Origin of the sequence: Rhodococcus sp. BH5, assembly GCF_027583855.1 — a bacterium.
Classification (GTDB): domain Bacteria; phylum Actinomycetota; class Actinomycetes; order Mycobacteriales; family Mycobacteriaceae; genus Rhodococcus_F; species Rhodococcus_F qingshengii.
Genome location: NZ_JAJHVW010000012.1, coordinates 64,097 through 75,968 on the forward strand (window position 1 = coordinate 64,097; position 11,872 = coordinate 75,968).

General features: G+C 62.5%; 14 protein-coding genes. 5 read left to right on the plus strand and 9 right to left on the minus strand.

Annotated features, from left to right (window positions below; genetic code table 11):
* Positions 1 to 12 precede the first annotated feature (12 nt).
* The 7 genes from RhoBH5_RS25470 to mftA form a co-directional block, all read right to left on the minus strand.
* Positions 13 to 1,962 carry a mycofactocin system FadH/OYE family oxidoreductase 2 gene (locus RhoBH5_RS25470; protein ID WP_270008938.1) on the minus strand — a complete coding sequence of 650 codons (1,950 nt, stop codon included), beginning with the start codon at positions 1,960 to 1,962 and terminating at the stop codon, positions 13 to 15.
* On the minus strand, positions 1,962 to 2,789 hold the full coding sequence (locus RhoBH5_RS25475; protein ID WP_003941966.1) for a mycofactocin-coupled SDR family oxidoreductase: 828 nt from the start codon (positions 2,787 to 2,789) through the stop codon (positions 1,962 to 1,964). The genes RhoBH5_RS25470 and RhoBH5_RS25475 overlap by 1 nt, the downstream gene beginning before the upstream one ends.
* A complete protein-coding gene (locus RhoBH5_RS25480) occupies positions 2,786 to 4,717 on the minus strand; it encodes a mycofactocin system FadH/OYE family oxidoreductase 1 (RefSeq protein ID WP_270008939.1) in 1,932 nt (643 codons plus the stop codon). The genes RhoBH5_RS25475 and RhoBH5_RS25480 overlap by 4 nt, the downstream gene beginning before the upstream one ends.
* A gap of 26 nt (positions 4,718 to 4,743) precedes the next feature.
* Positions 4,744 to 5,922 (minus strand): pre-mycofactocin synthase MftD, encoded by a 1,179-nt coding sequence (gene mftD, locus RhoBH5_RS25485; RefSeq protein WP_003942047.1) that lies wholly within the window; start codon positions 5,920 to 5,922, stop codon positions 4,744 to 4,746.
* Positions 5,923 to 5,977: 55 nt separating this feature from the next.
* Positions 5,978 to 7,195 carry a mycofactocin radical SAM maturase gene (gene mftC, locus RhoBH5_RS25490; RefSeq protein WP_003942089.1) on the minus strand — a complete coding sequence of 406 codons (1,218 nt, stop codon included), beginning with the start codon at positions 7,193 to 7,195 and terminating at the stop codon, positions 5,978 to 5,980.
* A 76-nt stretch (positions 7,196 to 7,271) separates the two neighbouring features.
* Positions 7,272 to 7,559 carry a mycofactocin biosynthesis chaperone MftB gene (mftB, locus tag RhoBH5_RS25495; RefSeq protein WP_007728309.1) on the minus strand — a complete coding sequence of 96 codons (288 nt, stop codon included), beginning with the start codon at positions 7,557 to 7,559 and terminating at the stop codon, positions 7,272 to 7,274.
* Complete coding sequence (gene mftA / locus RhoBH5_RS25500; RefSeq protein WP_063836238.1) at positions 7,544 to 7,639, minus strand: mycofactocin precursor MftA; 96 nt, start codon at positions 7,637 to 7,639, stop codon at positions 7,544 to 7,546. Before mftA ends, mftB begins: the two co-directional genes overlap by 16 nt.
* A 150-nt stretch (positions 7,640 to 7,789) precedes the next feature.
* On the opposite strand from mftA, the gene mftR reads away from it, so the two are divergent.
* Together mftR and mftM are read left to right on the plus strand one after the other, a co-directional pair.
* Positions 7,790 to 8,389, plus strand: coding sequence for a mycofactocin system transcriptional regulator (mftR, locus tag RhoBH5_RS25505; protein WP_065352151.1), 600 nt, complete (start codon positions 7,790 to 7,792; stop codon positions 8,387 to 8,389).
* 29 nt (positions 8,390 to 8,418) lie between these two features.
* Complete coding sequence (mftM, locus tag RhoBH5_RS25510) at positions 8,419 to 9,252, plus strand: mycofactocin oligosaccharide methyltransferase MftM (RefSeq protein ID WP_270008940.1); 834 nt, start codon at positions 8,419 to 8,421, stop codon at positions 9,250 to 9,252.
* A 6-nt stretch (positions 9,253 to 9,258) separates the two neighbouring features.
* On the opposite strand, the gene RhoBH5_RS25515 is transcribed toward mftM, so the two are convergent.
* A complete protein-coding gene (locus tag RhoBH5_RS25515) occupies positions 9,259 to 9,462 on the minus strand; it encodes a DUF4287 domain-containing protein (RefSeq protein ID WP_007728313.1) in 204 nt (67 codons plus the stop codon).
* Positions 9,463 to 9,603: 141 nt separating this feature from the next.
* Here RhoBH5_RS25515 and RhoBH5_RS25520 point away from each other — a divergent pair, with 141 nt between their 5' ends.
* Entirely contained in the window at positions 9,604 to 9,816 is a 213-nt protein-coding gene (locus RhoBH5_RS25520; protein ID WP_003942061.1) for a TOBE domain-containing protein, read from the plus strand.
* Positions 9,817 to 9,832: 16 nt separating this feature from the next.
* On the opposite strand, the gene RhoBH5_RS25525 is transcribed toward RhoBH5_RS25520, so the two are convergent.
* Positions 9,833 to 10,258 (minus strand): DUF6314 family protein, encoded by a 426-nt coding sequence (locus RhoBH5_RS25525; RefSeq protein WP_083058958.1) that lies wholly within the window; start codon positions 10,256 to 10,258, stop codon positions 9,833 to 9,835.
* A 110-nt stretch (positions 10,259 to 10,368) separates the two neighbouring features.
* On the opposite strand from RhoBH5_RS25525, the gene RhoBH5_RS25530 reads away from it, so the two are divergent.
* Both RhoBH5_RS25530 and RhoBH5_RS25535 read left to right on the plus strand, forming a co-directional pair.
* Positions 10,369 to 10,845 (plus strand): MaoC/PaaZ C-terminal domain-containing protein, encoded by a 477-nt coding sequence (locus tag RhoBH5_RS25530; RefSeq protein ID WP_270008941.1) that lies wholly within the window; start codon positions 10,369 to 10,371, stop codon positions 10,843 to 10,845.
* Between the two features lie 233 nt (positions 10,846 to 11,078).
* A complete protein-coding gene (locus RhoBH5_RS25535; RefSeq protein ID WP_161120429.1) occupies positions 11,079 to 11,867 on the plus strand; it encodes a thioesterase family protein in 789 nt (262 codons plus the stop codon).
* The last annotated feature ends 5 nt before the right edge of the window (positions 11,868 to 11,872 follow it).

The window sequence follows — 11,872 nt, forward strand, 5'->3', positions numbered from 1 at the left end:
CAAAACGGACGACTATATTGCCAACGCGGCCCGATGCCCCTCGATGACGGCCGCGTGCGAACGCCTCGGAGACAAGGCGTCACCGATGCGAAATTTCTCGAAACAGCTTCCCTGCAAGGTGTTCCACAACTCGTCGACAGGTTCCTGCTGTGTCGCGAAGACCACCCAGTCGACTGCAACTTCCTCGGTCACACCCGTCGGAAGGTGAACCAAGCTCACGAGCGGCGAGGCCCCAGCGCTCACCGAAGTCACCATCAGATCTGTCCGTTGACCGATCGACTTCTCGAACGCCCGGCGGTTCCACCCCTCGAAATCCAGGGTGATGCTCAGGTCCTGCGCGACCACCATGCCGTTGGTCGCGATCGTGACGGCACAGCCTCGATCAGCGAGGAACTCCGCCACCGACGTACCTTGATGGAATCCCAGTTCGTCGTAGACGAGCACCGTTCCACTCGGCAGAATCTTGCCGTCGAGAACGTCTCGAACACCCACCACACGCTCTGATCCACCCGCCCACGCCGGTCGCACAGGCCGCGCTCCGGTTGCAATCACGACCACCTCGGGCGCGCGCTCCTCCACGATCGCGAGATCGGCTCCAGCATCCAACTCGATCGTCACACCGCTTCGGCGACACTCAGATTCGAGATTCCGGACGAGGTCGGCGAGCTCACGGCGAGCCGGTACCACCGAGGCGGTAAGAATCTGTCCCCCAAGTCTTCGTTCACGCTCGAACAGCGTCACCGCATGACCTCGCTGGGCCGCTGTAGCCGCAGCTTGCAGGCCGGCCGGGCCACCACCGACCACCACCACCGTGCGGCCCCGTCGCCGCGGCATCGGCAGCGGTACCGATTCCCGACCGGCGCGCGGATTTTCGGTGCACCCCAACCAACGTCCCAGACCCATCCGCCCGACGCATTCCTGGTTGCAGGACAGGCAGGTTCGCACCTGTACCGATTGACCAGCACGCGCCTTGTTCACAAAATCCGGATCGGCGATCTGCCCGCGAACTACTCCCACCAGATCGCATACACCGTCCTCGAGTGCGGCTTCGGCATGCTCCGGCGTCTTGAAACGGCCGACTCCGACGACTGGAAGATCGACGACCTCCCTGATAGCAGACGGGACGAAGTTGGCGTAGCCGGTGGGTACAGCCATCGATGCTTCCACCAGATGCAGTGTTTCCGTGGCCATTCCGACGGTGGTGTTGATGTAGTCGACGTGACCGTCAGCTTCGATGAGTTGAGCGGTGGCTACTGCGTCGGACAGTTCGATGCCACCCCGCGTTCCTTCGTATCCACTCAGGCGCACACCGAGCACACGATCCGGGCCGATGGCCTTACGCAGTACCCCGAGCACTTCGAGAAGGAAACGCGCACGATTCGCCACGCCCCCGCCGTAGCGATCGGTGCGCAGGTTGGTCGAGGGTGCGAGAAACGCGCGCACGATGGACGACTGCGACGCCTGCAATTCCACCCCGTCGAAGCCACCGGCAACGCAGTTGCGCGCAACAAGGGCGAACCCTGCGAGAATCTCGGCGATGTCCGCGTCGTCGACAGCCTTGGGCACCTCGCGGAACAACGGATCCGCAACGGCGCTCGGCGCCAACAGCGGCGATCGCGAATAGGTTCCAGCGCCCTGACCCCCATTGTGGTTGATCTGCGCGAGAATCGACGAACCATGCGCATGAACGGCGTCGGTGATCCGCCGGTATCCCTCGATCGCTTCCGGCCGATAGCCCGCAATCATCTTCTCGTACGGTCGATCCGAAGGATGCGTCGAGTGCTCCTCGGTGATGATCAGACCCGCACCGCCGCGTGCCCGCGCCTCGTAGTAGCTCGAGTGCTGCTCCGTCGGCAACCCGTTCTCCGCGTAATTGGTCAGGTGTGCGGAGAACACGACCCGATTGCGGAGTGTCAGGTTGCCCAGGCGCAGTGGCGCGAAGAGGCGCGGGTACGGCGTCATCAGACCTTGGAGTTTCCTTGATCGAGAGCGATATGACTTGCCGTGACGGTGCGGGAACCGTCACCGGCGAGCCACAGGACGGTATCGGCGATCTCGTCAGGTTCGGCGAAAGCGATGTCCGAGAGGATCGGAGTGAAGTTGGGAAGGTACTGCGGAAACTTTGCAAATACCTCGAGAGCGCCCTGGTCGACCCCCATCGGCGTATTCACTCCGTAAGGATGGATTGAGTTGACCCTGATCTTGTACTCCCCCAGTTCCTTTGCCGCGGCCTGCGTCAGACCGACGAGACCGAACTTGGCGCTCGCGTAGTGCGCCTGTCCGGGCAGCGCCTTGAGTCCGGCCACCGAACTGACCACGATGATCGATCCACCGCGCCCACCCTCGATGATCGCCGGCACCGAGGCCTTGAGGGTTTTCCAGACTCCGGTCAGGTTGATGTCGATCAGGGTTTCCCACTGCTCGTCCGACATTTCCCAGAATCGATTCCAGTTGCAGACCCCGGCGTTGGCGACCACGATGTCGAGACGTCCGAACTGTTCGACGCCGTCCTTGACCACCGCGGTGAGCGCTGCGCCGTCACGGACATCGACCTCACGGGCGAGGATCTTCCCGCCCTCCGCTTCCACCAGACGTATCGTCTCGGCAAAGTCCTCGGAAGTTGCTGCGTCGTAGGAATTGTCCGACGCCACCGACGCGCATACGTCGACCGCGATGATCGCTGCTCCCTCGCGCGCCATCTTGACCGCGTGCGCACGTCCTTGACCGCGCGCTGCGCCGGTGATGAAAGCAACGCGACCTTCGAGCGAACGAACTGAACCCTGTGTCATGAGATAGCCCTCTCTGCAGAATTGAAACTCGTTCTAGTAGTAAACCCTGCAAAGCGCCCTTCGCGGATGGATTCGAGAACAGTTCTCGGGGCAACCGAGTCGCCCACCTGAATGTCGGCCTCTTCCTTCAGCGTTTCGTTCGGCAGACGAGGCGAGCAGTCGATCACCACTTCGCACTCGAGCTGTGACCGCTCGCCGGTATGGACGTGTTCGACGCAGACGGCCCCTCGTGCGATTTCGGTGACACGTGACGCGAGCACCCTGGTGATCCCGGCCTGCTGGATGCGCGTGTTGGCGCCGACCAGATCCCCACTCGCGCCGAGCCTCGAACCGACGATGCTGTCGGGAGTCACAATCGAGACGGAGATGCCATGGGCCGCGAGTGCTTCTGCGAACGCCACCGCGATCGGTCCACCGAGGGGATCGATCAGCGCGACCGGACCCGGCCCCACGGTGCTCAACTTCTCGAAGGCTTCCGACGCATCCAACCACCGAACCGAATCGTCGACCGGATACGTCGGCGGCCTCGCAGCACTACCGGTGGCAACGACAACAAACTCGCCCCGGCTGCGTGCGTCACCCAGGCCTTGGGCGTCGAGCGCCGCCCCGGTCCGCATCGTCACGCCGCTACGACGGCATTCGTCCTCCAGCCACTGCGCGAGGAGTGCGAACCGGCTACGGCCGTCACCTCGCGCAAAAGTTCGGATCATGCCGCCGAACTGCGATGAACTCTCGACGAGTGTGACCGAGTGCCCCGCCACCGCCGAGATCCGTGCGGCTTCCATCCCAGCGGGGCCACCCCCCACGACCAGCACGGCTCCCGGTGTCGAAATCTGCTCTCGCTCATCGGGGTCCACCGTCTCGAAACCCGCGCTCGGATTCCCGACGCATGTCACGACAGGATTGCGAGGATCACGCACGAGGCACGTCTGATTGCAGAGCACACACGGCCGGGGACGATCGCCGCGCGCGGCTTTCACAACCAGGTCCGGGTCTGCGATCTGGGCCCGGGTCATCTCGACGAACTCACCTACTTCCAGCGCCGCGTGAGCGTCGGCGATGTCCACGACGCTCCCCTGCACGACAACAGGAATCGACAGAGCGGCCTTGATCTCACGGCACAGATCGAGGTTGAAGTTCGGCGGGCAGTGAAAATCGGGGCGGTACCGGTCAGACGAATAGAGTCCGCCACGAACGACGACAAGGAGATCGAGGAACGGAGACACTTCACGCGCGATACCGATGGCAAGATCGGGCGTCAGGCCCGCCCATGGAGCTTCCTCGTCACAGGACAACCGCAGGGAGACAACGTGATCCGACCCGACTTCCTCGCGCACTGCCGAGATGACCTCGCGAACAAGAGCAACGCGATCGCTACCGTATCGGTCTGGCCGAGTGTTGGTCAGACCCGAAAGGAATTGTCGCAGAATGCTTCGAGGACCGGCATCGAGTTCCACTCCGTCCATTCCCGAAGCGACGGCCAGCGCCGACGCCTCACGGAAGCCGACTATCAGCTGGTCGATTTCCGGCTGCCCCATTGCCATCGGCAACTCACGCGTCGCCGGGTCGGCCACTCTTGACGGTCCCCACAGCACCGACTGGGAGTATGCGCTCGATCCCTGCATGCCGGTATGACCGAGCCCGGCCAGAACCAGCGTTCCGTACGGAGCACATGCAGCCGCGATCGACTGCCACCCCGGGCCACATTGCGACGCCAACGGCGCCCGCTCGTACGGCCAGTCGTTCTCCGATACCGAGGCCACTTCGGTGACGACGATCCCGGTTCCGCCCTCGGCGCGGCGCTGGTAGTACGCACGGTGCCGATCGGAAAGCGAGCGTCCCACAGCAAGGTTGGTCTCGTGCGGACCGAAAACAACCCTGGACCGGACGAGGCGTCCGGCCAGGGTCGTGTGTTCGTCGAGTGTCAACTCACAGCTCTATCGGAGCCGTAATCTCAGCTGGCACCCAATGTGCGTGTGAACCCTTCCGGTATCACCAGGTCCGCCGGGCTCAGTTCGGTGATGGACGAGTGGCCGAGGCCCATCAGCCCCGAGTCGATGCCCATCCGCATGAGGTCGAGCACGTTCTCGACACCGGCCTGGCCGTTGGCCGAGAGGCCCCACAGGTAGGCGCGCCCGAGCATGACGGCCTTGGCTCCGAGTGCGAGCGCCTTGACGACGTCGCCGCCGCGTCGAATGCCGCCGTCGAGAACAACTTCCACCTGATCGCCCACGGCCTCGGCAATGCCCGGGAGCACACGGATCGGCGCCGGGGTGCCGTCGAGGTTGTTACCACCGTGGTTGGAGACCGAGATAGCGGAGACACCGGCGTCGACAGCTCGCTTGGCGTCGTCGATGCGCATGATGCCCTTGAGCATGAACGGTCCACCCCACTGCTCACGAAGCCAGGCGATGTCTTCCCACGTCGGAAGCGGAGTCTGCATCCACTCGCCGTATGCGCCGAAGAACGTCGGTGCAGGCTGGCCGGGAGCCGCGAGGTTGGGGGTGGTCAGGTCCGGGATCTTGCCGGTCTTGGCGAACTCGAGCAACCACTTCGGGCGCATGATTCCCTCGGGTGCGAACTGGAACATCGCCTTGAGGTCCATCTTTTCGGGGATGGACGGGCTGCCCCAGTCGCGTCCGTACGAGAAGGACCAGTCGGTGGTGATGATCAGGCCCTTGGCACCGGCAGCGCGAGCGCGCTCCATACGCTGCAGGAGCACGTCGCGGCTGCCGACCCAATACATCTGGAAGAAGACCTGCGGGTTGGCCGCGGCAACTTCTTCGATGGACTTGCTGGCAAAAGAACTCAGTCCGATGGCTGTTCCCCGTGCTGCAGCCGCACGGGCTACCGCTACTTCACCGTCGGGGTGCACTGCCTGCACACCGGTCGGTGAAATCATGACGGGCAACGAAATGTCTTGGCCCATAATGGTGGTGGACATCTCGCGCTTGTCCGACAGCCCGGCAGCGTGGGGAGCGAAACCCAATTCGCTGAATGCCGCGACGTTGTCGTCGACCGTCAGCCCTTTCTCGGATCCCGCTACCAACGCCGCGTACACGGACTTGGGCAACCTCTTCTTCGCGCGGCGCTGTGCTTCTGCCACCGTCTCGAAGAAAGCATTCTTAGCCATTGAACTGACCTCTCTGGGGTGCAGCTTTCGCCGCACTGTCGGTATCGCGCAGTAGTTACTGCATTCCCGCAAGCGGGTTTTCGTCACAAATCTTGGCGGGCGGACGCATCATCAGTGTCAGTGGCACCGATGCGCGTGGGGTCTTACGTTGACCGGAACGGGAGTGGTCGACACTGGACTTCGGGACCTCGCCCGCCGACGCCAGTGCCATTTCACCGTTACCGATGACGCACTCGGGGTCAGGTCCGTCCATCGGCAGTCCGGTGAAGAACTTGGCCGCCATGCAGCCGCCGCGGCAGGAGTCGTAGTGGTTGCACTTGCTGCAGGCGCCACCGGTTTGGGGCGAGCGCAGCTCCTCGAACAGGTCCGAGTGCTGCCAGACTTCCTGGAATCCACCGTCTTTCACGATGTTTCCGGCGAGGAACTGCTCGTGAATCGCGAAGGGGCATGCGTACACGTCACCGACCGGGTCGATCAGGCACACGACGCGGCCCGCGCCACAGAGATTGAGACCGGGCAGTGCATCGCCGAAGGCGGAGAGGTGGAAGAACGAGTCGCCCGTCAGGACGCCTTCGCCATTGGCGACCAGCCAGTTGTAGAGCTCACGCTGCTGCTCCGGACGCGGGTGCAGGTCGTCCCACACGTCGGCGCCGCGGCCCGAAGGACGCAGTCGAGTGATGCGCAGGGTCGCGTCGTACTTGTCCGCGAGAGCCTTGAACTCGTCGAGCTGACTGACGTTGTGCCGCGTGACGACCACCGAAATCTTGGCGTCCTTGAAGCCGGCTTCCTTCAGGTTCGCGAGAGCGCGCTCGGCCATCGCGAACGAACCAGGCCCGCGCACAGCGTCATTGACCTCAGCGGTGGCACCGTCGATGGAAATCTGCACGTCGACGTAGTCACTGGCTGCGAGGCGCGCCGCGACCTTCTTGTCGATCTTCACGCCGTTGGTGGAGAACTTCACACCAACCTGGTGGTCGGTCGCGTAGTCGACGAGCTCCCAGAAGTCGGAGCGTACCGTCGGCTCGCCGCCACCGATGTTGACGTAGAAAACCTGCATACGCTGCAGCTCGTCGATGATGGACTTGCACTGTTCGGTGCTCAGCTCGTTGGGGTCACGACGACCCGACGACGAAAGGCAGTGCACGCAGGACAGGTTGCAGGCGTAGGTGAGTTCCCACGTCAGGCAGATGGGGGCGTCGAGTCCGAGTTCGAACTGATCGACGAGGCGACCCACCTTGGCGGGCGGGGAGGGCTGTTCAAGAACTGAGGTCATGGCTGTGTCCTCGCGAAGAAATGAAGCGGGCGAACGTGCGGAAGGGCTGTTCCGCACGTGGGGGCGAGCGTCTGGCTCAGACAGGCACGATCATGTGCGAGTCGGCGAGAGTGCTCAGCGCGCGGGCATATTGGGGAGCCGCGTCATCTTCGATGCCTTGCGCACGTAGTGCGGACCGGACATCAGGATGGTCTGGCAACGCCTTGACCACCGCAACGATGGTCGTGTTCTTCAGGAACGACAGCTTGCGTGTTCCGAAGTGGTAGAGCAACGCCCCGAAAGGTTCGGGGCGAAGCGCTACCTGCGGGTGGAGTTTCCACCCCGCATCGAGATCCAAAGCAGACACGGTCAGTACACGCCGCACATGCCGTCGATGGAAACTTCCTCCACGAGGGATTCCTCGACGAGGTCGTTCTCGAGCGCCTTGTTGTCACGATCTGACATGGATTCCTCCTGCGGTCGCACTCCGTCTGGAAGTCTGTAGATCAGACTTCCAACCTGGGAGTTGGTGGTCACTAGTGGGACTTCACTGTGACTCGGTTCACCACTGTAATGGCATCGAGTGCAGAATGACACACATGGAGCGAAAAAAGTATGCGTAGCCGCAAGAAACCGTCCGCTCGGATAGGTCGTCGCCCCTCCACAACGAAGGAGGGAATCAGCACGATCGGGATCGAACTGTTCTCGACACTCGGCTTCAACGAGGTGAGCGTCGACCAGATAGCCGACGCCGCCGGCATCGCGCGTCGGACCTTCTTTCGCTACTTCCCGTCCAAGAACGCCGTCCCCTGGGGAGACTTCGACGGACATCTCGACGAGATGCGCGAGCACCTGGATTCACTGCCCGCTGATATTCCGTTGGTCGACGCACTCGAATCCGCATTGTTGACGTTCAACACCTTCCCACCGGAAGAGACTGCGGTACATCGCAAACGGATGGAATTGATCCTCGAAGTTCCGACGCTTCAGGCATACTCTGTGGTGATGTACGAAGGTTGGCGGCAGGTGGTCGCCGACTACGTCGCACGCCGAATGAATCTCGAGCCGACCGATCACGGCCCACGCACGGTCGGCTATCTTCTGCTCGGGGTCGCGATGTCGGCGTACGAGCAGTGGCTCACCGACGATTCACTCGAGCTACCGGAACTCTTGAAAACAGGTACGCAGTCCCTGCGGACCGGTATCAGCACCTGAGAAAGCATCACCACCTGAGAAAGGCGATCATGTCCACCATCACGAACGAACCCGTCCTGGATTCCCTGGCGCCGTCGGCGCCGGGCTTGTGGTCGTTCGGGCATGTCACCGTCGAACGCGTCGAGTCCGGTCCGATCTCGCTCGATCGCCGAGGCGGTCGCCTCCACGTCAAGCACTCCCTCACTCCCGCCGATCTGAGTGAGCGACTCGTCGCCGGAGTCACCTCGTCGATCCAGGACGCGGAGTTCGGTCAGGACGAATTCGAGTTGACGATGGTCGGCCTGGTTCGCTCCACCGTGGACGGCGCTCTCGAATCCTGGACCACCTACTACCGGAACTCACTTGCCGAACTACTGGACGGCACTGCAGATTTCGCGCCGATTCACGACAAAGCCGAAGAGCTGGTCCGCGGTTCCGTGCTCGATCTGGGTTCCTGCTTCGGTTTCCTGCCCCTGCGGCTCGCGCGCGCCGGAATGGACGTGACCGCCACGGACATCCTGCCCGGAACGATGATCCTGCTCGACGCGGTTGCCCCCGAACTCGGCATCACGATCGACACGGTGATCTGCGACGCGGGTGAAGTACCGGCACCGGACAACAGCGCCGACACCGTCACCGCGATTCATCTCCTCGAACACGTCGACGACGCAGTCGGCGAGGCCGTGATCGCGCAAGCACTCCGGATCGCGCGTCAACGGGTCGTCATTGCCGTCCCCTTCGAAGACGAAGCCACCGCGTGCCACGGCCACATCCGCACTTTCGATCTCGAGTCACTGCGTGCGGTCGGCCGGCAGAGCCGTGTGCCGTTCGAGGTATTCGAGCATCACGGCGGCTGGTTGGCGCTGGACGCTTCGGCCGCCTGAAAAGAACTACCCTTCTTTCAGCGTATGGGCGACAAGCGCATTCGCGTGCCCATGACCCATACCGTGCTCCGACTTCAACCAGTTGACCAATTCCATGTGCTTCGTGAGGTCTGAGCTTCTGATCAGCTCTTGCCATTCACCGATCGGCCGACCGTACTTCTTCTCGATCGACGGAAAATACGACGCCGGGCCTTTCACGGGTTCAGTCATGACCGGAATCTACCTCCACCGCCCGACAATATTCGCGCACCGGCGGCGCCCGCATGTCCGCACCTGCGGAATCGCTGGGTAGATACGCGACCATCGCATTATGGTCGAAGAACACCCACCCGAGAGCACAGGAGTTCAGCGATGCGACTGTCCACACGAAATCAACTCACCGGCACCATAACCGAGGTCAACCTCGGCACCGTCATGGCGACGGTCAAGGTGAAGTTGGACGGCGGGAATCAGATTGTGACCTCGTCGATCACCCGCGATGCCGCACTGGATCTCGATCTTGAACCAGGCCAAGCCGCAACGGTATTCGTGAAGTCCACCGAGGTGACGATCGGCGTCGAGTAACTGGCGAGCGATGTGATCAGGGCCGGGTGAGATGCGTGGTCATCGTGTAGTCCTTGCTCGGCCCCGTCACGGTCCAGACGACAGTCCAGGTCGATCGATCTCCGGCAGTGACGTCGATTCGCCCGCGGTAGGTATCCGGACCGCACAGGTGCTCGACTTCCTCCCCCGGCGCCCAGTCGTGGAACTCTCTGCCGTCTTCGAATGTCACGGCCCACTCGAGGCCGCGCTCGGCAATAAACAGAGTTCGGAACACGGGTAATTCCAGGTCGCCGTCACGCAGCGTGCCGCTCTCGTACCAGCGCATCCGACCGTCACCGGCGTCGGAGATAGTGGTCTCGCCGAATACATGCTTGGTGGAACCGGAAAGGCGGTCGACGATGTCCCGCTCGAAGTGCCACTTTCCTACCAGCGCCCTCGGCTCGATTTTCGCGTCGTCGACCATGTGGCGATTCTAGTGACCCTGCATTGCCCGACGACACCGGAGACCGACTCGAACACACTGCGAGAGTATGTTCCGAGTACACCCGGAACACGCAGGAGATTTTCACAACCATGAACGATTCGGCCGCCCTTCACAAACGCGCAGTGTTCGCCGAGGATCTCGAGATCGGCCAAGTGATCCCATTGGGTTCGTATTCGGTGACCGAAGAGGAAATCGTCGAGTTCGCAACTCAGTGGGATCCCCAGTGGTTTCACGTCGACAAGGAAGCCGCCGAGTCCGGCGTCTTCGGCGGGTTGATCGCCAGCGGGCTGCACACCCTGTCGATCTGCCAGAAGTTGGTGGTCGCCAGTCTCTACGACCAGTGGAACGTGATCGCCGGGAAAACCATGCGCGACGTGAGCTTCCTCCGTCCACTTCGCCCCGGTGACACCCTGAGCGGAAAGGTCACCGTCGACAACGTCGTGTTCGACAATCGCGCGCGAGGATTGGTGACCATCACAGCGAAATTGGTCGATGCACACGGCAATCACGTTCTCGACGTGGTCACTGACGCCTACCTGCACTGCCGCTCGACTCGCGGACAGTGAATTATCGGTAAATTTCGCACCACATTGTCCGAATTGCCGTACTTTCAGTGACGTTGCGACGCAACAATACCCATCCCTGCAATCAGGAGTTCCTCACACATGAGCAGCCTCGGCGAGATCAATCCTCTCGGCATTCTTCAGATCCTCATCTACATGCTCTTCGGTGGGTCGTCCAGCACTCCCGAATAGACCCTAGCTTGCCATAGCCATAGTCAGCATCTAGGGTGCTGACTATGGCAATTACTAGTCAGGCATCAGTAGCGGCCGCGCCGTCGACCGACGCAGCGCGTCATCACACCGAATTCGACTCCAGTTGGCGGAGTTTCGACGGCATCCAGGGCGGACTCGCAATTGCACGGATGCTGCGGGTGGCGGCCGACGCGGCCGGAGCCGAACCGCTGGCAGTCACGGCGCATCTGGACCGCCCCGTTCCTCCTGGGCCGGCCGAGTTGACTGTCGGCGAGATGCGGGGCGGGCGGACCGTCAGTTGCCACGTCACGCTGACCGGTTCGGGATCCGCTCTCGTTCGGTTGGCCCGCGACATAGGAGCTACAACAATGTCCGCCCCTGTCGCCGAACCGGCTCCGGCCGACCCGTCAACCCTGCCGCCGCTGGAGATCCCGGTGGATTTTGTGCCGTTCGCCCAGCACCTCGACATCCGGCCGATCAATTCCGCGAGGCCGTTCGCCGGTGGCGACTCCCCTGAATTCGACGTCTGGATCCGCCTGCTCACAGACCTCGATTTCACGGCCCAAGAGCGCGCCGCGGTCCTTCTCGACGCGCTTCCGCCCGGACTGTTCGCGACACTGACGATGCCCGTGGCCATACCGACCATCGAGTTCACCGCGCATTTCACCCCGGAGCACCTCACGGCAGATCCCCGAACGCTGTCACCGTGGTATCGCCTACGCCACGGGACTGCCTGGGCGACGGACACTCTCTGTGTTGACGAATCCGAACTATTCGACTCGACCGGACGACTTGCTGCTCGGGCTCGCCAGCTTCGTCGAATTCTGAGTTGAGTTTC

Excerpts from the sequence above, each read along its gene's own strand:
- RhoBH5_RS25470 (WP_270008938.1), bottom strand. The coding sequence starts at position 1,962 with ATGACGCCGTACCCGCGCCTCTTCGCGCCACTGCGCCTGGGCAACCTG.
- RhoBH5_RS25525 (WP_083058958.1), bottom strand. The coding sequence starts at position 10,258 with ATGGTCGACGACGCGAAAATCGAGCCGAGGGCGCTGGTAGGAAAGTGG.
- mftD (WP_003942047.1), bottom strand. The coding sequence starts at position 5,922 with ATGGCTAAGAATGCTTTCTTCGAGACGGTGGCAGAAGCACAGCGCCGC.
- mftR (WP_065352151.1), top strand. The coding sequence starts at position 7,790 with ATGCGTAGCCGCAAGAAACCGTCCGCTCGGATAGGTCGTCGCCCCTCC.
- RhoBH5_RS25530 (WP_270008941.1), top strand. The coding sequence starts at position 10,369 with ATGAACGATTCGGCCGCCCTTCACAAACGCGCAGTGTTCGCCGAGGAT.
- mftM (WP_270008940.1), top strand. The coding sequence starts at position 8,419 with ATGTCCACCATCACGAACGAACCCGTCCTGGATTCCCTGGCGCCGTCG.
- RhoBH5_RS25515 (WP_007728313.1), bottom strand. The coding sequence starts at position 9,462 with ATGACTGAACCCGTGAAAGGCCCGGCGTCGTATTTTCCGTCGATCGAG.
- mftA (WP_063836238.1), bottom strand. The coding sequence starts at position 7,639 with ATGTCAGATCGTGACAACAAGGCGCTCGAGAACGACCTCGTCGAGGAA.
- mftC (WP_003942089.1), bottom strand. The coding sequence starts at position 7,195 with ATGACCTCAGTTCTTGAACAGCCCTCCCCGCCCGCCAAGGTGGGTCGC.
- RhoBH5_RS25475 (WP_003941966.1), bottom strand. The coding sequence starts at position 2,789 with ATGACACAGGGTTCAGTTCGTTCGCTCGAAGGTCGCGTTGCTTTCATC.
- RhoBH5_RS25520 (WP_003942061.1), top strand. The coding sequence starts at position 9,604 with ATGCGACTGTCCACACGAAATCAACTCACCGGCACCATAACCGAGGTC.
- RhoBH5_RS25535 (WP_161120429.1), top strand. The coding sequence starts at position 11,079 with ATGGCAATTACTAGTCAGGCATCAGTAGCGGCCGCGCCGTCGACCGAC.